This is a genomic window from Luteimonas sp. KH_071, assembly GCF_057838005.1.
Window position 1 is genome coordinate 2,447,832 of the sequence record NZ_CM174458.1, and the last position, 21,303, is coordinate 2,469,134.

Here is a 21,303-nt window from a genome sequence, read left to right on the forward strand (position 1 = left end):
GTTGGAGTCTCCTTAGCCGAGCGAACGCGCGGTATTGATCACGTTGATGCCGTCGAAGCGGGCGGTGGACGAGCCGTGCGAGACCGCCGAGACCTGGCTCGGCTGGCCCTTGCCGTCGAAGAACGAGCCGCCGAGGCGGTAATCGCTTTCGTCGCAGATCGCGGTGCAGGCGTTCCAGAACTCCGGGGTGCGGATCTGATAGGCCACGTCCTCGATCATGCCGGTGATCGCACCGTCCTTGATCTCGTAGAACAGCTGGCCGCCGAATTGCGCGTTGTAGCGCTGCTGGTCGATCGAGAACGAGCCGTCGCCGATGATGTAGATGCCGTTCTCGACGTCCTTGATCATGTCCGCGACGCTCAGCTTGGCCTTGCCCGGCGCCAGCGAGACGTTGGGCATGCGCTGGAACTGCACGCTCGACCACGAATCGGCATAGCAGCAGCCGTCGGATTCGGTCTTGCCGAGGATGTGGGCCTGGTCGCGGATCGCCTGGTAATCGACCAGCTTGCCGTCGGTGATCATGTTCCAGCGCTTGGTCGCCACGCCTTCGTCGTCATAGCCCACGGCGCCGAGGCTGCCTTCCTGGGTCTTGTCGGCGAACACGGTGACGATGTCGCTGCCGTACTGGAAGCGCTGCTCGCGCTTGTCGAGCGTGGCGAAGCTGGTGCCGGCGTAGTTGGCCTCGTAACCGAGCACGCGGTCGAGTTCGAGCGGATGACCGATCGCCTCGTGGATCGTGAGCCAGGTGTGCGAGGGGTCGAGCACCAGGTCGTAGCGACCGGGCTTGACCGACGGCGCCTTGAGCTTCTCCTGCGCCTGGCGGGCCGCGGCGATCGCGTCCTCGCGCATGTCGTAGGACTTGCTGTAGTTGGTCACGCCATTGGGCGAGACGATCTTGCCCGACGCCGCGCCGTCCAGATATTCGTAGCCCATGCCCATCGGCGAGGACAGCCCGCTGCGGGTGCGGAACTTGCCGCTGGCCTTGTCGATCGCGGTGACCGTCATCGGCGCCCAGATGCGGTGCACGTCCTGGTCGATGTAGGACCCGTCGGTGCTGGCGAAGTACTTCTGCTCGTTGACCAAGAACAGCGTCGAATTGACGAAGCTCGCGCCCGCACCCATCGCCGCGGCGTTGACGCCGAGCAGCAGTTCCACCTTCTCGGCCACCGGCACTTCCATGCCGTTCTTGGTGATCGGCGTGCGCCATGAGGCTTCGCCGACGCCCTTGACCGGCGCCAGCTGCACGGGCGCCGTCTGCACCTTCGAGTTCGCCATCGCGATCGCCGTCGCCTGGCGCGCGGCTTCGGCCACGCCCTGCTCGGTCAGTGTGTTGGTCGCCGCAAAGCCCCAGGCCCCGCCCGCGATCACGCGCACGCCGACACCGATCGACTCGGTGCTGACGACGTTCTGCACCTTGTCCTCGCGTGTCATCACGAACTGGCGCAGGTAGCGGCCGACGCGGACATCGCAATAGGTGGCGCCCGCGGACGTCGCGGCATTGAGGCCGGCATCGGCGAGTCGCTTCTTGAAGCCGAGGTCGAGCGTGGACACCAGCTGCTCGGCGGCGATGACCCGGCCGAAGACGGCAGGCAGCATCAGGCCGCCCGCGCCGACACCAGCGAGGGCGAGGAAGTCGCGTCTATGCAAGGGAGCTCTCCGGAGAACGGGTCCGCAGCGGCGCTCGCCACGGACGGGGTTGAAGGCGGCTTCGCGTCCTGCGGGGCCACCCCGATTCTTGACGCGATGCGGGCGAAAGGTCCAGTGACTTTCGGCACAGGCGCGTGTGACGGGGGTCGCTGGGCGCTGTGTCGCGGTCGATGCGTTGGAGATGACCGCTTGGATCGAGCGGAGATGTTTTGCACTTCGTCACTGCCTGCCCTCACCCGACGCGCTGCGCGCGTCGACCTCTCCCGGAGGGAGAGGTGCTGGATCATGCGATGCGCTCAGCGCGTCGTGGAAGTAGCGAAAAGCCTAACCTACGCACGGACTGAGCCCCTCTCCCTCGGGGAGAGGGGTTGGGGTGAGGGCAGACGACCGCATCAATGCGGACTTCTGCTAGCAGCATGGGTTTCGCTCCGCTCTACCCATCCTGCGAAGCGCGTTGCACGCCTCAAATATTCCGCGCCGTATTGATGATGTTGATGCCGTCGAAACGTGTCGTCGCCGAGCCGTGCGACACCGCAGAGACCTGGCTCGGCTGGCCCTTGCCGTCGAAGAACGAGCCGCCCAAGCGGAAGTCGCGTTCGTCGCAGATCGCCGAGCAGGCGTTCCAGAACTCCGGCGTGCGGATCTGGTAGGCCGCGTCTTCGACCATGCCGGCGATCTCGCCGTTCTTGATCTCGTAGTACAGCTGCCCGCCGAACTGCGCGTTGTAGCGCTGCTGGTCGATCGAGTACGAGCCGCGGCCGTGGATGTAGAGGCCGCGCTCGACGCCGGCAATCATCTCCTTGACCGTCAGCGGCGCTTTGCCCGGCGCCAGCGAGACATTGGGCATGCGCTGGAACTGCACGCTCGACCATGCGTCCGCATAGCTGCAGCCATCGGACTCGGTCTTGCCGAGGATGTGCGCCTGGTCGCGCGTGGTCTGGTAGTCGACGAGGATGCCGTTCTTGACCAGATCCCAGCGCTTGCACTGCACGCCCTCGTCGTCGTAACCGACCGCGCCGAGGCTGCCCGGCTGGGTCTTGTCGGCGAAGAAATTGACGATGTCGCTGCCCCAGCGATAGCCCTCGTCGCGCTTGTCGAGCGTGGCGAAACTGGTGCCGGCGTAGTTGGCCTCGTAGCCCAGTACGCGGTCGAGTTCGAGCGGGTGACCGACGTTCTCGTGGATGGTCAAAAACAGGTTCGACGGGTCGAGCACGAGGTCGTAGCGCCCCGGCTGCACCGACGGCGCGGACAGCTTTTCGCGCGCCTGACGCGCCGCGGCCGCGGCATCGGCGCGCATGTCGTAGGCCTGTCCGTAGGCGATCACGCCGCCCGGCAGCTCGAAGCGCTGCGCGGAATCGGGCGTGAGGTATTCGTAACCCAGGCCCATCGGACCGGCGAGACCGTCGCGCGTGCGGAACTTGCCACTGGCCTTGTCGACGGCGGTGACGGTGAACGGCGCCCAGATCCGGTGCACGTCCTGATCGATATAGGAGCCGTCGGTGCTGGCGAAGTACTTCTGCTCGTTGACCAGGAACAGCCGCGAGCTCACGAAGTCCGCGCCTTCGGCAGTCGCCGCCGCGTTGACGTCCATCAGCAGGGCGACCTTTTCCTCCAGCGGCACTGCCATGCCGTTGCGGCGCACGGGCGTGGCCCATGACACTTCGCCGACGCCGCGCACCGGGGCCAGTTGCACCGGCGCGGTCTGGATGCGCGCATTGGCCTTGGCGATCGCCAGCGCCTGACGTGTGGCTTCGGCAATCCCGTCTGGATCGAGCGATCGCGTGGCCGCGAACCCCCAGGCGCCGTTGGCGATGACGCGGATGCCGACACCGGTCGATTCCTCGTTGACCACGTTCTCGACCCGCGTCTCGCGGGTCATCACATACTGGCGCAGGTAGCGACCGATGCGGACATCGCAATAGCTGCCCCCGCCGTCGCGCGAGGCCTGCAGCGCCACGTCGGCGAGCCGCTTCTTGAGCGCCGGATCGAGCGTACTGGTCAGCTCTTCCGCCGCGATCGCGCGGCCGATGCCACCGGGCAACAACAGGCTGCCGAGCCCGATTCCACCGTAGGCCATGAAGTCACGACGCCGCATTCCACTCTCCCCGCGGCGATGGCCGCACACCGCCCGATTCTTCGGTGCGCAAGGTGCATGCGTCAAATCAGGATTGCGTTCCAGCCCGTGTGGCAGCGCGATTGCGCGCGATGTGGCTTCATCGGCAAAGGCCACATCGCGCGCGAGCGCGCTTCTACGGGCGCGACGCGTTCCGCCACCATCGGCACATGCGGGGCGACCAGGGCGCCTCTATGCTTGCCCGCTGTCCCATACCCGGAAAACCGCCGCATGCGTCGTTCCCTGCTCGCTGTCGCCGTGCTCACCGCCGCCCTCGCCGGCTGCAACCGTGAGGCGCCGACCACGCCCGCCACCACGCAGGACGGCGCGACCGCCACTGCGCCGTCGCGGGCCGACGCCGCATTCGCCGACCTGTCGAAGCGCTTCCTCGACGAGTCGATGCGAATGTCGCCGATCTCGGCCACGCAGATCGGCGATCACCGCTTCGATTCCGAGGTCGACGATCTCTCCGCGGCCGGCCGCCAGGCGGGGCTCGACTTCAACCGCCGTTACCTGACCGAACTCGACGCGATCGATCTGGCCCAGCTCTCGCGCGACAACCATGTCGATGCGCTGATCCTGAAGAACACGCTCGAATACGGCCTCTGGGACACCGAGACGCTGCAGAGCTGGGCCTGGGATCCGCAGATGTACAGCGGCCTGGCCGGCGGCGCGATCTACACCCTGATGGCGCGCGAGTTCGCGCCGATGCCCGAGCGCCTGAAGTCGGCGACCGCGCGCATGGAGAAGATCCCGACAATCCTCGCCCAGGCGCGCGAGAACCTCGACCCCGCGCGCGTGCCCGCGACCCATGCGCGCACCGTCGCCGCGCAGAACAAGGGCGTGCTGTCGCTGATCGAAACCTTCATCACGCCCAACGCCGACCAGTTGCAGGGCGAAGACCGGACGCGTCTCGACGCCGCGGTGGAGACGCTGCGCGCCGCGGTAGACGAACACCAGACCTGGCTCGACGGCACGCTGGTGCCGAACGCAAAGGGCGAGTTCCGCGTCGGCGCCGACATCTACGACCAGAAGCTCAAGTTCGCGCTCAATTCCTCGCTCAGCCGCCAGGACATCCGCCAGCGCGCGGAAGCCGAACTCGTGCGCATCCGCGACGAGATGTATGTCGTCGCCCAGGCCGTGCTGAAGGATCGCGAAGGTGCACCGGAAACCCCGGCGCAGCCGAGCGAGGACCAGCGCCAGGCGGCGATCGAAGCGGCGATGGAAGTCGCCTACGCCGACAAGCCGGGCCGCGACGAGGTCGTCGATTTCGCCAAGCACACGCTGGACGTCGCGACCGAATTCACCCGCCAGCACGACCTGGTCACGGTCCCCGACGATCCGGTCAAGATCATCCTGATGCCGGAATTCCAGCGCGGCGTCGCGGTTGCCTACTGCGATTCGCCGGGACCGCTCGACAAGGGCCTGGACACCTATTACGCGATCTCGCCGATCCCCGACGACTGGGACGACGGCCAGGTCGATTCGTTCCTGCGCGAATACAACAAGCACATGATCCACGTACTGACGATCCACGAGGCGATGCCCGGCCATTACCTCGAAGGCGCGCATTCGGCGAATCACCCGTCGACGCTGCGCGCGGTGTTCCGCTCGGGCCCGTTCGCAGAAGGCTGGGCGGTCTACACCGAGCGGATGATGGCCGACGCCGGTTACGCCGACAACGATCCACTGTTCCGCCTGATGCAGCTGAAGTTCTATGCGCGCGCCGTCGCCAACGCGATCCTCGACCAGGGCGTGCACGTCGACAACTGGACCAAGGAACAGGCGATGGACCTGATGGTCCGCCAGACCTTCCAGCAGACCAGCGAAGCCGAAGGCAAGTGGATCCGCGCGCAGCTGTCGTCCACACAGCTCGCCACCTACTTCGTCGGCGCGCAGGAACACTTCGACGCGCGCAAGGCAGCAGAAGCCAAGGCTGGCGAGGCGTTCAACCTCAAGCAGTACCACGACGCCATGCTCGCCCAGGGCGCGCCGCCGGTACGCTTCGCGCGTCAGCTGATGCTGGACGAGACGATCGAGTAAGCGACTGGTTCTCGAATCGCTGACCGCAAGGTGACGTCGCCCCGGCGCACGCCGGGGTCCAGTGACTCGAATCCGGAACTCCCGATAGAGGCGCTGGCGAAACCCACGACTGCGCGGTGAGCGATCACGGCCAGCAGGTACCGCGGCGTCGTCGCCCCAGCGGAAGCTGGGGCCCATTTTGATCTCCCTCCCGGCAGGAGGATCAAAACGGCGCCCAGCATGGCCAGACGTGCGTCTCTTGAAGGCTCCCGGGACAACGGAGCCGGAGAATTCGCAGACTCGGCAGGCGCAGCAAGGAGCTTCAAGCGCCCCATGTTGCGCTTGGCACGATCACTTTCCAGGTTGTGAAAGCACCCGCGATATCATCGCGCCATGCCCACACGCGCCTCGCTCCGCCACGCCGCCGCTCGCATGCTCGATCCGCTGTGCAGCATGGGCCTGTGGCTCGGCACGCTGTGCTTCGCCGCATCGCTGACGCCCAGTCTGATTCCGCGCGATGCGCTGCTGCAGGGCGTGTTGTCGGGCATCGCGTTCGCGGCCGGCTACGGCGTCGGCGTGCTGATGCGGTGGCTGTGGATCTTTCTCGGCCTGCCGCGGCTGCGCGATCTGGCGATCGGGCGTGTCGCGACCGGCCTGGCGGTGGTCGTCTGCGCGGCGATGGTGATCGTGTTCCTGACGCAGGCGTCCGGCTGGCAGAACGACATCCGCGCGCGCATGGGCATGGAGGCGGTGGCGAGTGCGCGTCCGTTCTTCGTCGGTCTGGTGGCGGGCGGTGTCGCCCTGGTGCTGTTGCTGCTCGGCCGGATCTTCGGCGGCGTGGTGTACGTGCTCTCGCAGCGCCTGGGCCGGCATCTGCCACGGCGCGTGTCGTTGATCGTCAGCGTCGCGCTCGCGGGCCTGCTGTTCTGGGGCATCGGCAACGGCATCGTGTTCGAAGCCGGTCTGCGTGCACTGGATTCGTCGTACCGGCAGCTCGATGCCGTCGTCGACACCGCGCTCGAGCCGCCGCTGGACCCGTTGAAGACCGGCAGCGAGGCGTCGTTGATCGGCTGGTCCGGGCTCGGCCGCATGGGCCGCGCGGCGGTCGCCGCCGGTCCGACGCAGGCCGAGATCGAAGCACTGACCGGCCAACCCGCGCAGGCGCCGCTGCGCGTCTACGTGGGCCTCAATTCCGCACCCGACATCCGCGCGCGTGCCGAGCTCGCACTGGCCGAGATGATCCGCGTCGGCGCGTTCGAGCGTTCGACCCTGGTGATCAACACGCCGACCGGCACCGGCTGGCTCGACCCTGCAAGCCAGAAGGCGCTGGAATACCTGCAGCGCGGCGATGTGGCGACGGTCTCGATGCAGTACTCGTATCTCGCCAGTTGGCTGGCGTTGATGGTCGACCCCACCTATGGCGCGGATTCGGCGCGCGCGTTGTTCGCCGCCGTGCACGGCCACTGGCGCACGCTGCCGCGCGACCGGCGTCCGCGCCTGTATCTGCACGGCCTGAGCCTGGGCGCGCTGAACTCCGATCTGTCGGTCGATCTGTTCGACATCCTGGGCGAGCCTTTCGACGGCGCGCTGTGGGCCGGCCCGCCGTTCCCCAGCCGCACCTGGCGCCACGCGACACTCGGGCGCGATCCGCAAACGCCGGCATGGCGACCGCGCTACGGCGACGGCTCGGTCGTGCGCTTCGTGACCCAGGACGGCGCGCCTGCCGGCAATGCTCCATGGGGCGGCACGCGCATCGTCTATCTGCAGTATCCGAGCGATCCGATCACGTTCTTCGAAGCGGGATCGGCGCTACGTCGGCCTGCATGGCTGTCCGGGCCGCGTGCGGATGACGTCTCCGATTCGCTGCACTGGTTTCCGATGGTGACGTTCCTGCAACTGGGCATGGACATGGCGGTCGCGACCTCGACGCCGACCGGTTACGGGCATGTATTCGCGGCGGAGGATTACGTCGATGCGTGGATCGCGACGACGGCCCCGGATGGATGGGATGCGCCGGCGGTGGCGGCGTTGAAGGCCAGGCTGGCGAAAGAGGGGCTGTAGCGGCGCGCCTGCCGCTTACACGGAGCAGACGTGCAACGGGAACTCCAAATGCAGGCTCGTCCGATCCGCGAAGGCGGCTTGCGCCCAGGTCGGAATACGTCGCACCAGCCCGATTCGAAGCCGCGCAGCGCGGTGATCGCGGCGATACCCTCAAGCCTCTGCGATTCTGTCAGGTGTGCGCATTGCGCGCCCATCCGTCAATCAGCGGGATGCGGCGCCGGTACCTCGCGATGAAGTCGCTGGACCGGCGTCAGCGTGACCACGCAGCGGTCGAGCATCGGCTCGATCCGGTCGAGGAAGCGCTCGATCGCTTCGGGCGTGTCCACCAGTTCGACGATCAGTGGCAGATCCTCGGACAGGCGCAGGATCTTGCCGGTATGCAGGTGGCTGGTGTGGCCATACCCCAGCGCAGCGCGCAGCACCGTGGCGCCCGCGATGCCGAGTTCGCGCGCCTTGAGCACGACGGCCTCGTACAGCGGCTTGCCATCGAAGGTCTCGGCTTCGCCGACGAAGATCCGTAGCGATGTGCCCGGGGTGGTCTGTCTCATCACAAAGTCTCCTGGAGACGGTTGAGTCGCGCGCCGACCGCATGGCCGCCCCACACCGCCAGCAGCCACGCGCTGATCGAGACGGCGAGATTGAGGCCGGCCAATGCCAACGCGCCCGCCTCGACAAGGTAGAGCGTTTCCAGGCTGAAGACCGAAAACGTCGTGAAGCCGCCGCAGAACCCTGCCAGCAGGAACTGACGCTGCTCAGGCGTGGCGAAGATCCGGCCGCCGGGTTCGGTCACTGCGGCGAACAGGCCGATGAGAAACGAACCGACCACATTGACCGTCAAGGTGCCCCAGGGAAAGCCCGGGCCCAGCCATTCGAGTGCCGCCACCGAGCAGCCAAAACGCGCGACCGCGCCCAGCGCGCTGCCGAGCATCACCGCGAGATAGGCACGCCCGGTACTCATCCCCGGCCCCAGACCTGCAGCATCAGCAGATACCCTGCCGACACCGCGGCCAGGCAGCCGATCAGCGATGCGGCGACATTGCCCACGGCGCGTGCGTGTTCGCCGTCGCGCAACAGCGCCAGCGTCTGCAGCGAGAACGAGGACACGGTGGTGTAGCTGCCGAGCACGCCGATCACCAGCCCGGTCCACAGCGACGCATGGAGTACGGCATGTCCGGGGCGGTCGGTCAGCAACGCAGCCAGCACGCCGATCGCGAATGCGCCACTCAGGTTGACCACGAGCGTGCCCCAGGGAAAGGTCTCGCCGATCCGGCGCGCAACCAGGCCCGACAGCCAGAACCGCGCCGCGCCGCCGAGGGCACCCCCGATCGCGACTCCCATGAGCTGCAGCGCCCAGTGCATGGCGTCTCCTGTGGACGGATCGTCCGCGCGCCGCCCGGACGGACAGCGCCGCCGCACACTACGTGCGACGCGGACGGGTGGCAAGCCGGCATGCCCTGGTCGCGAACAGGCGGGGTAAGCGCGCCCAGCGCAGGCGCCCGGGTCGGACTGAAACCGCCGCAATACACGCCTCGGACCATGCGTGCGCGCCTGCCGCACGCGAATCCACCGCATGCCTGTCCCGAACTATCGCGCCCGCTGCGTCGTGTCGATCCGCCCCGACCGCATCTCGCCGCCACTACATGCGCGCCGACGCGAACGCTTCGCCCAGCGTCTGCACGTTGCCGCAGTAGCTCGGGTCGTAGCCCGGCAGCAGTCCGAGCGCGCGCCGGAAGCGATCGCTGCGCAGCAGCGTCAGCAGGTCGACCAGCCGGCCGGCGTCGAGCATGTCGCTGTGGCACAGGAAGAAATAGTGCTCGGTGATCAGCGGGAAGAAATCCAGTCCGTACTTGCGCGCCGGCGGTTCCAGCGCGAAGCCGACATCCGCCAGGCCGCTGGCGACATAGGCCGACACGGCCGCGTGGGTGAGCTCTTCGACATCGCAGGCGCGGATGCGTTCGAATGCGATGCCGTGGCGCGCGAGCATTGCCTCGAGCAACAACCGCGTGCCCGAGCCGGGCTGCCGGTGGATCATGCGGATGTCCGGGCGCTCGAGGTCCTGCAGCGTGTGGATGGCGCGCGGATTGCCGGGCGCGAGCACCAGGCCCTGCCGACGCATCGCCAGATGGATCACACGGTCGGCGTCGAGATCGAGACGGTCGCGGTAGTGCGCGAACAGCACCGGTTCCAGTTCCCCGATCGGCAGGTGCAGGCCGGCGACGTCGCAGGCACCGCTGCGCAGCGCAACCAGCGCGTCATCGGGACTGCGGTACTTGAGATCCAGCGCGAGGCCGGCCTCGGCCATCGTGCGGCGCAGCGTTTCCACGCCGAAGCCGTGCGAGGCATGGATGCGCAGTGGTGTGGCGTGCGCGCTGACCGTGCGCTCGAGCTCGGCTTCGAGTTCGGTCGCCAGGCTGTCGAGCATCGGCGACAGGCGCGCGGCGATGCGGCTGTCGGCCCAGACCAACCGTTCGCCGATCGCCGTCAGACGTGCGCCGCGGCCGCGGGTCATGCGCAGCAGCGGCTGGCCGAAGACCTCGCGCGCATCCTGCAGCTGTCCCCACGCATAGCGATAGGACAGGCCGACCTTGCGCGCCGCCGCAGCCAGCGAGCCGGTGGCGCGGACCGCGATCAACAGTTCGACCAGGTGCGAGGGCAGTGTTGCGCCGGCGCTGTTCTCCAGTTCCCAGCGCGGCTGGATGCGGACCTTGTACATGCGCGATTCCCTTCGAACCTGCTGCAGCGCAGTGCGCACACGCCGCAGGTTCAATATGTTCTTGAAAGCCGGATATTCGACTATTGAACCTAGCGGAACAAGCGTCGCGAGGGTACCGTTGCGACGCTTTGTCGCAGCCAATATGTCTCCAGAAACATAACTGCGCAGCGATATCCAGAGTTCGGCACATCGACCCGGGGAGGATTCATGGCCACCAGTTCCGCAGCGACACAGCCCACCAGCAGCGCCCGCGAAGGCAGCCTGCTGTCGAAAGAACGCATCATCGCCAGGCCCGGTTTCAACCGCTGGCTGGTGCCGCCGGCCGCCCTGGCGATCCATCTGTGCATCGGCATGGCCTACGGCTTCAGCGTGTTCTGGCTGCCGTTGTCCAAGGCGGTCGGCATCGATGCCGCCATCGCCTGCGGCCCCGACATGGGCTTCTTCGCCCGCATCACCTCGGCCAGCTGCGACTGGAACATCAGCGAGCTGCAGTGGATGTACACGCTGTTCTTCGTGTTGCTGGGGTGTTCGGCCGCGATCTGGGGCGGCTGGCTGGAACGCGTCGGCCCGCGCAAGGCCGGCTTCGTCGCCGCGCTGTGCTGGTGCGGCGGCCTGCTGATCTCCGCGCTCGGCGTGCATCTGCACCAGATCTGGATGCTGTGGCTGGGTTCGGGCGTGATCGGCGGCATCGGTCTGGGCCTGGGCTACATCTCGCCGGTGTCGACGCTGATCAAGTGGTTCCCGGACCGCCGCGGCATGGCGACCGGCATGGCGATCATGGGTTTCGGCGGCGGTGCGCTGATCGGCAGCCCGCTGGCCGACATGCTGATGCGCCACTTCGCCACCCCGACCTCGGTCGGCGTGAAGGAAACCTTCCTGGTGATGGCCGCGGCCTACTTCGTCTTCATGATGGCCGGCGCGTTCGGCTACCGCGTACCGCCGACCGGCTGGAAGCCCAAGGGCTGGACGCCGCCGCCGGCGAAGGACAACGCGATGATCACCCAGGGCCACGTGCACGTGAAGCGCGTCTGGGGCATTCCGCAGTTCTGGCTGGTGTGGGCGGTCCTGTGCCTCAACGTGTCGGCCGGTATCGGCGTGCTGGGTCTGGCCTCGCCGATGCTGCAGGAGATGTTCGGTGGCCGCCTGATCGGTCTCGATATCGGCTTCGGTGATCTGAGCACCGAACAGCTGTCGGCCATCGCCGCGATCGCCGCGGGCTTCGTCGGCATGCTGAGCCTGGCGAACATCATCGGCCGCTTCTTCTGGGCCTCGATGTCGGACAAGTTCGGCCGCAAGGTCACCTACTCGATTTTCTTCGTGCTCGGCATCGCGCTCTACGCCGCCGCGCCGACGCTCGGCAATGCGGGTTCGATCGCGCTGTTCGTCGCGGCGTTCTGCGTGATCCTGTCGATGTACGGCGGCGGTTTCGCCACCGTGCCGGCGTATCTGGCCGATCTGTTCGGCACCCAGCACGTCGGCGCGATCCACGGCCGCCTGCTGACCGCCTGGGCGACGGCCGGCATCCTCGGCCCCTTCGTCATCGGCTACATGCGCGAGTACCAGCTGGGCCTGGGCATGCCGCCGTCGCAGGTCTACAACACCACGATGTACATCCTCGCCGGCATGCTGGTCCTGGGCCTGATCTGCAACCTGCTGGTGCGTCCGGTCAACGCGAAATACTTCATGTCGCCCGAGGAACTCGCCCACGAGAAGCAGCTGGCGCACGAGAAGGTCGATGCATCGGGCAAGTCGCTGGTGTCGCAGGACGAGATGGACCGCATCGGCGCAGGTGGCAACCCGGCACTGGTGGCGTTCTGCTGGGCCGCGGTCGGCATTCCGCTCGCCTTCGGCATCTGGAAAACGCTGGAAAAAGCCCTGGTGTTGTTTACCTGAGGCATGACGCAGGACCGGCGGCCGCTCACGCAGTCGTCGGTACCCTCCTGACATGACACGTTCCCACGACAGCGATCTCCATGCGGACCCGACGACTGCCGGCGCAGTGCGCCGTCCGGTCGAACGCTGGCGCGACGGCGCAGTGCGCCAGGTCGACGACCACGTGGCCGAGGAAGTGCCGGTGGCCTTCGTCTACAACGAGGTGCCGTTCGCGGTGATGATGGCAACGCCCGCGGATCTCGAGGATTTCGCGCGGGGTTTCGCGATCAGCGAAGGCATCGTCGTTGCACCCGGCGATGTGGCGATCGAAGGCGTCGAACATTTCATCGAAGGCATCGAGATCCGTCTGCGGATTCCCGATGCGCGCGCCGAGGCATTGGCCTTGCGTCGCCGCAGCATGAGCGGCCGCAGTGGCTGCGGCGTCTGCGGCAGCGAACTGCTGGAAGCCGCGTTGCGTTATCCGGCTCCGGTCACGACCGATGTCCGCGTATCACCCGAATCACTCTCACGTGCATTGCGCGCACTGCGCGATGCGCAATCAATCGCCGCGCTCACCGGCGCGACGCATGCGGCCGGCTGGGCCTCGCTCGACGGCACGCTGCAGATCGCACGCGAAGATGTCGGTCGCCACAACGCGCTCGACAAACTGATCGGCGCGCTGCACACCGATGATTTCGATCCCGCAAATGGTTTTCTCGTCGTCACCAGCCGCGCCAGTTATGAAATGGCGATGAAGGCGGCCAGCGTCGGCATCGCATTGATGGCGGCGATATCCGCGCCGACCGCGCTGGCGATCTCGCTGGCGCAGCGCGCCCACCTCACCCTGATCGGTTTTGCCCGCGACGACGGGCACGCCGTGTACACCCACGCGCAGCGGCTGCTCCCCCCGTCGGCGACATCGCCGGCTGCCGCGCGCCCAGGCAGGAATTCCGCACCATGAGCAACGACACGATCCGCAAGTACGACGGCCCCGCCGGTGGCTGGGGCGCGCTCAAAAGCGTGGCCAGGCACCTGAGCGAACAGAAGATCGCGGTCAGCGGCGCCAAGACCCTCCTGCGCGCCAACCAGCCCGACGGCTTCGACTGCCCCGGCTGCGCCTGGCCCGACCGCGACCACACCTCGACCTTCGAGTTCTGCGAGAACGGCGCCAAGGCCGTGGCCGCGGAAGCGACGAAGTTCCGCGCCGGTCCCGAGCTGTTCGCCAAGTACACGGTGACGCAGCTCGCCGAATACAGCGACTACTGGCTGGAACAGCAGGGCCGCCTGACCACACCGATGCGCTACGACGCGGCCACCGATCACTACGTACCGGTGAGCTGGGACGAGGCACTCGGGCTGGTCGCCCAGCACTTGAATGCCCTGCCCTCGCCCGACAACGCGATCTTCTACACCTCGGGCCGTACCTCGAACGAGGCCGCATTCCTCTACCAGCTGTTCGTGCGCGAATACGGCACCAACAATTTCCCCGACTGCTCGAACATGTGCCACGAGTCGTCCGGCACCGCGCTGAAGAAGCAGATCGGCGTCGGCAAGGGCACAGTCTCACTGCACGATTTCCAACTGGCCGACGGCATTTTCATCTTCGGCCAGAACCCGGGCACCAACCATCCGCGCATGTTGGGTGAGCTGCGCGAGGCGGCGAAGCGCGGCGCGAAGATCGTCTCGTTCAATCCGCTGCGCGAGCGCGGGCTGGAACGCTTCGCCGATCCGCAGGACAAGCTGGAGATGGCGACCTATGGCTCGACGCAGATCTCGTCGGACTACTTCCAGCTCAAGATCGGCGGCGATCTCGCCGCGGTGAAGGGCATGATCAAGCACGTGCTGGAGCGCGACATCGAGGTCACCGGCAACGGCGGCGCGACGTTGCTCGACCAGGCGTTCATCACCGAGCACACGACCGGTTTCGACGCGTTCGCCGGCGACGTGCTGGCCGAGCCGTGGGACGTGATCATCGAGGAATCCGGACTCGACGAAGCGCAGATCCGCCGCGCCGGCGAGCTGTATCTGTCCTGCGAGCGCGTGATCCTGTGCTGGGGCATGGGCATCACCCAGCACAAGCATTCGGTCGCGACGATCAACGTGTTGACGAATCTGCTGCTGCTGCGCGGCAACCTGGGCCGTCCCGGCGCCGGCGCGTGCCCCGTGCGCGGCCACAGCAACGTGCAGGGCGACCGCACGATGATGATCTACGAGAAGCCGCCGGTCGCCTTTCTCGACCGCATCCGCGACGTGTTCGGCTTCGAGCCGCCGCGCGAGGATGGCTTCGATACCGTCGGTGCGATCGAGGCGATGCTCGACGGCCGCGGCCAGGTGTTCTTCGGCATGGGCGGCAACTTCGCCATCGCCACGCCCGACTCCGACGCCACCGCGCGCGGCCTGCGCAACTGCGCACTGACCGCGCACGTGACGACCAAGCTCAACCGCAGTCATCTGATCCACGGCAAGGACGCGCTGATCCTGCCGTGCCTGGGGCGTACCGAAATCGACATCCAGGCCGGTGGCCCGCAGGGCGTGACCGTCGAGGATTCGATGAGCATGGTGCACCTGTCGTCGGGCATCAATCCGCCGGCGTCCGACACGCTGCTGTCGGAACCGGCGATCGTCGCGTGTCTCGCACACGCCACGCTCGGCGCACGATCGAAGATCGACTGGCTGGGCGCAATCGGGGATTACGACCGCATCCGCGACATGATCGCGATGACGTTTGAAGACTTCCACGACTTCAACACCCGCGTGCGCGTGCCCGGCGGCTTCCGTCTTTCCAACACCGCGCGCGATCGCAAATGGGCGAACCCCGCCGGCAAGGCGGTGTTCTTCGCCTGCCCGGTGCCCACCGACAATCCGATCCACCGCGCACGCCGCATGCACGGCACGCAACCGGTCTTCACGCTGGCGACCACGCGCTCGCACGACCAGTACAACACTACGATCTACGGCCTCGACGACCGTTACCGCGGCGTGTTCGGCGAGCGCCGCGTGCTGTTCGCGCATGCCGACGACATCGCCGCGCTGGGGATGAACGCCGGCGACTGGGTGGATCTGGAGAGCATCTGCGAGGACGGCGTGCGCAGGCAGGCGCCTCGCTTCCTGCTCGTCGAGTACAACATCCCGCGCGGATGCCTGGCGGCGTATTACCCAGAGACCAACCCACTGGTGCCACTGTCGAGCTTCGCCGACGAATCGCGGACGCCGACGTCGAAGTCGGTGCCGGTCATCGTCACCCCGCACGTCGCCGATGTCGGCGCGCACATGCCGCGCCAGCGCGACATCCCCGCCGCCGTTGTCCGCTGACGAAGCCCTGCTGCAGGCGCTGCTGACCGAACTGGCAGCAGTGCCGGACGGCATGTCGCTGCCGCGGCTGTGCAAGCGGCTGGGCATCCGCATGAGCGTGCTGCTGCGCACTCTGGCCTACCTGGGTGATGAACGCATCGGCGATGCGCAGGGACCCGGTTGGGTGCGCACGGTCGAGGACGGCGCGCGAACACTCGCACACCTCACCGACCGCGGGCGCGCCGTTGCGATGTCGCTGGTGGATCCGGACGACAGGCCGGCGCATTGATGCCGGTACGGTGTCCGCTTGCGCTTGACCGCGTCGAACTGGAGGGTTGCCGAAGCGTTGTCCACACCGGGTGTGGACGGTCTGCTGACAAAGGTGTGGATAAGCCTCGCGAACCCGCTCCGCCGGCGGCCCGGAAGCAGCTGGTCAATCTTTCACCACCGGCGTCTTGCGGACGCCAGGTCAGTCTTGACCCGCGCAGCGCAACGTGCATGCGGGCAGTGAGCGCGCGACGTCGCACAGCGCGCATCGAAATTGACAGCCGGCGCCGCCGAATCAACGCGACGCAAGCTGCACATGTTCCACATACGAACGTGCTTGACGCGCGGCCATCCAGGCGCCCGGCGCCGGTTGTCCACACCGGGTGTGGATGCTCTGATGACAAAGGTGTGGATAAGCGCCGCGAGGCCGCCTCGGAAGCGACCTGGTTCGATGCGATCAAAAAATCACCACGCGCGCATCCCCGATGAAAACGTCCACTTGATCCGCGCAATCGGATATGCACTTGCGACGTTCGATCGGGTGGATGCCTCGATCAAGCCGACGGATCCGACCACACCGCGAACTCGTTGCCGCTGGGCTCGGCGAAATGGAAACGACGGCCGCCCGGAAACTCGAACACCGGCTTGAGGATCGTGCCACCCGCCGCTTCGACCTTCGCCAGCGTCTCTTCGATGCGTGCGCTGTAGAAGACCAGCAGCGCACTGCCCGCTTCGCTGCGCGCCTGCAGGTCGGCGCGGTAGAAGCCGCCGTCGAGCCCCTGGTTCGCGAACGCGACGTAATCGGGCCCGTAGTCCTCGAAGGTCCAGTCGAACGCCTGCGCGAAGAAGCGCTTTGTCGCGTCCAGATCGCGGGCGGGGAATTCAACGTAGTCGAGCTTTGCGTGGATGGGCATGGCGGCGTGCTCAGGGAGAGAACGGCAGATCATGCCGCATCGCATCCGTGCGAGCAGACGCGCGCATTGAAGAATCCTCAGGCGACGCCTGCGGGCACGAAGCCGGAGTCGTGAAGCGTCTGCAAGGGCGCGAACAGGGGCCGCGGCAGATCGGCCCATCGGAACCAGTGCCAGCCCAGACACTTGCCAGGTTCGAGCGCCACCGGGTCACCGTTCGCCCTGGCAGTGACGAACAGGGTGACGTAGTGACGGCCCTCGGCGATGAACATATCGCTCGTGTACGGCGCAGCTGCGATGTCGTGTATCGCGAGACCGGTTTCCTCCAGCACTTCGCGCCGCGCGCAATCGGCGACCGTTTCGCCGAACTCCAGATGCCCACCCGGCAAGGCCCAGGTGGCCGCGCCATGCGCGCCGGCACGTTCGCCGAGCAGCACGTTCCCGTCGCGGACGATGATCACGCCGACGCCCACGCGTATCGTTTGCGACTCATCACTCATCTGACCGCCTTCGTCCAACGCGCCGGTGTGGAATCGACCAAAGGATACGGGCTACGGTGGTGGCAGCGGCGTAGGCCGCCACCGTCGGCTTCGCACATCCCCGTCATGCGGCGCTGCGGACATCATGCGCGGCGAACCGGGCCTCCCCAGTGCCGCGAGACTGGCAGTATCTTCGCGACGGTAACGCCGCGCCCAGGTGAGCTGGCACCCGACTTGATCGCCTGGCGCGTGTCTGCGTCGTGCGATAGCTGCGGCAGCAACGGACCAGATGCGCGCCCTGCCGTCGAAGCAGACCAGGTTGATCGCAATCGCAGCATCGCCATGTGGTCTTTCCTTGATGCCGCTGCTGCTGCTGCCGCGAGGCCATCACGCGTGACGCGCACCCCACGCCATCTCGAACCACCGCGACAGGCGCGCGCCTGCCTCGAGCCGTGACGGCTCCAGATTGAACCCATCGGGCGGGCCGCTCTGCGGCTCGATGCAGGTCGCATGCGGGGGCACGTCGTAGACAACCCAGTGACTGCAGTCCGAGCTCAGCTGCAGACGTTGGCCCTCGCGATGCAGCACCGCGCCGTCGGCACCGACGAAACAGTCGTCCCACGGCGGCGTCGGAATCGGCCCCAGCGGCAGCGTCGCAAGGCCCTCGGCATCGCGCGGGTACACCTGCGCCGGCGCGAATTCCACACGGTCCGGCTTGCGGAACCAGGGATGCCAGCCGATGACCGCGGGCATTGCATCCTGTCCCGCATCCAGGCGCAGCGTCAGACGCAGGCGTCGCGGCGTGAGCCGGATCGTCTGACGCACCGCTCCGCCGAACGGCCAGCGCGCATCGCGCGGCAGTCGCAGCGCCAGCACGATGCAGTCGGCGGTCTGCAGTTCGACCGTCCATGGCAGCGCGAAGCCGACGCCATGGATCGCATGCCCGCCGAGATTGGGCGTCAATGCATGGTCGCGCCCGTCGAACCGGAAGCTGCCGTCCCGCACCCGCCCGGCCCACGGCACCATCGGGTAGCAGCCCCAGGCGATCGTGCCCGGATGCCCGTCTTCGGGACCGATCAGCTGCGGCGCGCCGTCGTGGACGATCTGCGCGATACGACCGCCCGCCTCGGGCGCGACGATGACCGACAGCGTGCCGCAGGCGATGCGCAGCAACCGCCCGGCTGCGAGTGGCGCCAGCGCGGCGTCGGGCTCAGCCGCCATAAGGATCGATCGTGCGGATCTGTCCTGTCTCGTCGTGATGCAGCTCGGTCACCTTGACCGTGCGCAGATGGGTCACGCCGCCCGAGTGCAAGGCATCGTGGTAGTACAGCCACCAGCGGCCATCGAACTCGACGATGGAATGGTGCGTGGTCCAGCCGACCACCGGCTCGAGGATCACGCCCTGATAGGTAAACGGACCGTACGGGCTGTCGCCCACCGCGTAGCACAGCAGATGCGTGTTGCCGGTCGAATAGGAGAAGTAGTACTTGCCCGCATGCCTATGCACCCACGGGCCTTCGAAGAAGCGGCGTGTGTCGTCGTCGGCGCGCAGCGGCACTCCGTGTTCGTCGAGGATCAGCACCTCGCGCGTGGGCTCATCGAGTTCGAGCATGTCCTCGCGCAGCCGCCCCACCCGTGCGCCCAATGCGGGCGCACCACCGACGGGTTCTTCGTGTGCAGTGTCGCGCACGTTGTCGCGGTACTTCTGCAACTGGCCGCCCCAGATGCCGCCGAAGTACAGGTAATGCACGCCGTCGTCGTCGTAGACCGCCGGATCGATCGAGTACGTGCCGGCCATCGCCTCGGGTTGCGGAATGAACGGGCCTTCCGGCCGCTCTCCGACCGCCACACCGATCCGGAAGATGTCGTCGGTGTCCTTGGCCGGGAAATAGAAGTAGTAGCGCCCATCGCGACACGCGGCGTCCGGTGCCCACATCTGGCGCACCGCCCAGGGCACGTCGCGCACGTGCAGGGCGACGCCGCAATCGACGGCCTCGCTGTCGGGCGCGTCCATGCGCAGCACGTGGTAATCCTCCATGCCGAAATGCCCGCCTTCGTCGTCGAACGGCTTGCCGGCATCGATGTCGTGCGAGGGGTAGACGTAGACGCGGCCTTCGAACACGTGTGCCGAGGGATCGGCGGTGTAGAGATGGGTCACCAGCGGTGGCGAGATCGCGCGGGCGGCCAGCAGCTCGAGTTCGGCCGACAGCGCTTCGTCTCCGGGCGCGGACGCCGGGGGCGGTGGCGTGGGATGCGCGCTCATACGGCCTCCACGCCTGCACGCAGACGGCGCTCGGCAAGCTCACGCTCCAGGCGCGACTCCATGGTCCGGTCGATCCGGTAGAAGAACAGCAACCCGACCGCGAGCAGGAACGGCGTCGCGCAATACAGGCTGATCGCCAGGCGAATGCCATCGACGACCGGCGCCGATTGCGCGCCGCCGCCGGTCTCGTAGCCGTACCGCGCGAGAATCGCCGCGACCAGCGCGCCGCCGATGCTGAGCCCGACTTTCAGGCCGCAGATCATCGCGGAGAAGATGATTGCCGTCGCGCGCCGGTTGTTTTGCCACTCGGAATAGTCGGCGACGTCGGCGATCATCGCCCACAGCAACGGGATGGTGATGCCGTAGAAGAAGCCGTGCAGGATCTGCGAGCCGAAGACCAGCCAGATCGCATCGGGCGGGTAGACGTAGAACGCCAGCACGAACAGCGTCGACACGAACAGCGCGCCACCGAACACATCCCGTTTGCCGAACCGCTCCGCCAGCGGTCGCGACAGGCCGATGCCGAGGATCATGAAGACGATGCCGCCGGCATTGAACAGGCTGAAGGCCGAGGTCGGCGCGTCTTCCGGCCACTGGAATCCGGCCAGGCCCACGCCGGTCAACGTCGCGTTGAGCCCCCCGATGAAGCTGTTGAAACCGGTGCCCTGCAGGAACGCAGCGAGCGCCGCCGCATCGAGGTAGTACTGGAAGTAGTAGATCGTCATGCCGCCCTTCAGCGCCAGGGTGACGAACACCAGCACGGTCAGCGTCAGCATGATCAGCCAGGGCCGGTTGTGCACGAGATCGGTCAGGTCCTGGCGCACACCGGACGACTGCGCCGCCGTCGGCACGATGCGCTCGCGTGTGGTCAGGAACGTGATCAGGAAGAATACGGTGCCGACGATGGCGAAGATCGTCATCACCTGTTCGAAGCCGCGCACCCGGTCGCCATCACCGAGGATCAGCACCATCGGCAGCAGCAGCACCTGGATCACGAACTGCGCCACCATCACTGCGACGAAGCGGTAGGACGACAGGCTGTTGCGCTGGTCCATGTTGCCGGTCAGCACCCCGCTCAGCGCCGAATACGGGAGGTTGTTGGCACCGTAGACCAGCACCAGCAGGGTGTAGGTCACCAGTGCATAGACGACCTTGCCGCGCTCGCCGAGGTCCGGCGTGCTGAAGGCCAGCAGCGACAGCACGCCGAACGGCACGGCGGTCCACAGGATCCACGGCCGGAACTTGCCCCAGCGCGTGCGGGTGCGGTCGGCCAGCAGGCCGATGATCGGCGTGAACACGAACGCGCCGAGCAGGCCGACGACGAAGATGATCGTCGCCGCCGTGGCGGCAGGCAGTTCGTAGACATCGGTGTAGAAGAACGCCAGATACGTGACCAGCGTCTGGAAGATCAGGTTGGCGGCGAGATCGCCAAGGCTGTAGCCGACCTTCTCGCGGACGGACAGCACCTCGGACACGCTGGGCGGAAGCACGGGATTCATTGCGGAGGAAGATCCGGTGTGGAGGCGGCCGATGCCGACGTTGCGTCAAGGACCCGGGTACGTCCACCGACGGTCATCCGCCACCGCAGGAACTGCGGCGCCGGTGGCACGTCGATGGGCGTGACGCGAGGAGAACACGATCCGCCCCGGCGCCGGAGCGCCGGG

The 21,303-nt window shown here is 67.1% G+C and carries 17 protein-coding genes; 6 read left to right on the plus strand and 11 right to left on the minus strand.

The window, feature by feature from the left end; all coding sequences use genetic code 11:
- Positions 1 to 12 precede the first annotated feature (12 nt).
- Both AC3IRM_RS11300 and AC3IRM_RS11305 read right to left on the minus strand, forming a co-directional pair.
- On the minus strand, positions 13 to 1,647 hold the full coding sequence (locus tag AC3IRM_RS11300; RefSeq protein WP_489203245.1) for a TldD/PmbA family protein: 1,635 nt from the start codon (positions 1,645 to 1,647) through the stop codon (positions 13 to 15).
- A 463-nt stretch (positions 1,648 to 2,110) separates the two neighbouring features.
- Positions 2,111 to 3,742 (minus strand): TldD/PmbA family protein, encoded by a 1,632-nt coding sequence (locus AC3IRM_RS11305; RefSeq protein WP_489203246.1) that lies wholly within the window; start codon positions 3,740 to 3,742, stop codon positions 2,111 to 2,113.
- Between the two features lie 249 nt (positions 3,743 to 3,991).
- On the opposite strand from AC3IRM_RS11305, the gene AC3IRM_RS11310 reads away from it, so the two are divergent.
- Both AC3IRM_RS11310 and AC3IRM_RS11315 read left to right on the plus strand, forming a co-directional pair.
- Complete coding sequence (locus tag AC3IRM_RS11310; protein WP_489203247.1) at positions 3,992 to 5,803, plus strand: DUF885 domain-containing protein; 1,812 nt, start codon at positions 3,992 to 3,994, stop codon at positions 5,801 to 5,803.
- 372 nt (positions 5,804 to 6,175) lie between these two features.
- Entirely contained in the window at positions 6,176 to 7,843 is a 1,668-nt protein-coding gene (locus AC3IRM_RS11315) for an alpha/beta hydrolase (protein WP_489203248.1), read from the plus strand.
- Positions 7,844 to 8,040: 197 nt separating this feature from the next.
- Here AC3IRM_RS11315 and AC3IRM_RS11320 read toward each other — a convergent pair whose 3' ends face one another.
- The 4 genes from AC3IRM_RS11320 to AC3IRM_RS11335 form a co-directional block, all read right to left on the minus strand.
- Complete coding sequence (locus AC3IRM_RS11320) at positions 8,041 to 8,391, minus strand: DUF190 domain-containing protein (RefSeq protein ID WP_489203249.1); 351 nt, start codon at positions 8,389 to 8,391, stop codon at positions 8,041 to 8,043.
- On the minus strand, positions 8,391 to 8,801 hold the full coding sequence (locus AC3IRM_RS11325; protein WP_489203250.1) for a fluoride efflux transporter FluC: 411 nt from the start codon (positions 8,799 to 8,801) through the stop codon (positions 8,391 to 8,393). Before AC3IRM_RS11325 ends, AC3IRM_RS11320 begins: the two co-directional genes overlap by 1 nt.
- The gene (crcB, locus tag AC3IRM_RS11330) at positions 8,798 to 9,202 is read right to left on the minus strand and encodes a fluoride efflux transporter CrcB (protein WP_489203251.1); all 405 of its coding nucleotides are present in this window, start codon (positions 9,200 to 9,202) and stop codon (positions 8,798 to 8,800) included. The genes AC3IRM_RS11325 and crcB overlap by 4 nt, the downstream gene beginning before the upstream one ends.
- Before the next feature lie 277 nt (positions 9,203 to 9,479).
- Complete coding sequence (locus tag AC3IRM_RS11335; protein WP_489203252.1) at positions 9,480 to 10,556, minus strand: substrate-binding domain-containing protein; 1,077 nt, start codon at positions 10,554 to 10,556, stop codon at positions 9,480 to 9,482.
- A gap of 207 nt (positions 10,557 to 10,763) precedes the next feature.
- Between AC3IRM_RS11335 and AC3IRM_RS11340 the strand changes: the two genes are divergently transcribed.
- The 4 genes from AC3IRM_RS11340 to AC3IRM_RS11355 are packed head-to-tail and all read left to right on the plus strand — an operon-like array spanning position 10,764 to position 16,008.
- Positions 10,764 to 12,449, plus strand: coding sequence for an OFA family MFS transporter (locus tag AC3IRM_RS11340; protein WP_489203253.1), 1,686 nt, complete (start codon positions 10,764 to 10,766; stop codon positions 12,447 to 12,449).
- Positions 12,450 to 12,501: 52 nt separating this feature from the next.
- Positions 12,502 to 13,389, plus strand: a complete 888-nt coding sequence (fdhD, locus tag AC3IRM_RS11345; protein WP_489203254.1) for a formate dehydrogenase accessory sulfurtransferase FdhD — start codon at positions 12,502 to 12,504, stop codon at positions 13,387 to 13,389.
- On the plus strand, positions 13,386 to 15,740 hold the full coding sequence (locus tag AC3IRM_RS11350; protein ID WP_489203255.1) for an FdhF/YdeP family oxidoreductase: 2,355 nt from the start codon (positions 13,386 to 13,388) through the stop codon (positions 15,738 to 15,740). Before fdhD ends, AC3IRM_RS11350 begins: the two co-directional genes overlap by 4 nt.
- Positions 15,730 to 16,008 (plus strand): hypothetical protein, encoded by a 279-nt coding sequence (locus AC3IRM_RS11355; protein ID WP_489203256.1) that lies wholly within the window; start codon positions 15,730 to 15,732, stop codon positions 16,006 to 16,008. Before AC3IRM_RS11350 ends, AC3IRM_RS11355 begins: the two co-directional genes overlap by 11 nt.
- 532 nt (positions 16,009 to 16,540) lie before the next feature.
- Here AC3IRM_RS11355 and AC3IRM_RS11360 read toward each other — a convergent pair.
- The 5 genes from AC3IRM_RS11360 to AC3IRM_RS11380 all read right to left on the minus strand — a co-directional run bounded on the left by AC3IRM_RS11360 (position 16,541) and on the right by AC3IRM_RS11380 (position 21,138).
- A complete protein-coding gene (locus tag AC3IRM_RS11360) occupies positions 16,541 to 16,900 on the minus strand; it encodes a VOC family protein (protein WP_489203257.1) in 360 nt (119 codons plus the stop codon).
- Between the two features lie 77 nt (positions 16,901 to 16,977).
- Positions 16,978 to 17,415: a nucleotide triphosphate diphosphatase NUDT15 gene (locus AC3IRM_RS11365; protein ID WP_489203258.1), complete on the minus strand. Its 438-nt coding sequence runs from the start codon at positions 17,413 to 17,415 to the stop codon at positions 16,978 to 16,980.
- 348 nt (positions 17,416 to 17,763) lie between these two features.
- Positions 17,764 to 18,597 (minus strand): aldose epimerase family protein, encoded by an 834-nt coding sequence (locus AC3IRM_RS11370; RefSeq protein WP_489203259.1) that lies wholly within the window; start codon positions 18,595 to 18,597, stop codon positions 17,764 to 17,766.
- Positions 18,587 to 19,639: a glycoside hydrolase family 43 protein gene (locus AC3IRM_RS11375; RefSeq protein WP_489203260.1), complete on the minus strand. Its 1,053-nt coding sequence runs from the start codon at positions 19,637 to 19,639 to the stop codon at positions 18,587 to 18,589. The genes AC3IRM_RS11370 and AC3IRM_RS11375 overlap by 11 nt, the downstream gene beginning before the upstream one ends.
- Positions 19,636 to 21,138 (minus strand): MFS transporter, encoded by a 1,503-nt coding sequence (locus tag AC3IRM_RS11380; RefSeq protein ID WP_489203261.1) that lies wholly within the window; start codon positions 21,136 to 21,138, stop codon positions 19,636 to 19,638. The genes AC3IRM_RS11375 and AC3IRM_RS11380 overlap by 4 nt, the downstream gene beginning before the upstream one ends.
- Between the last annotated feature and the right edge of the window lie 165 nt (positions 21,139 to 21,303).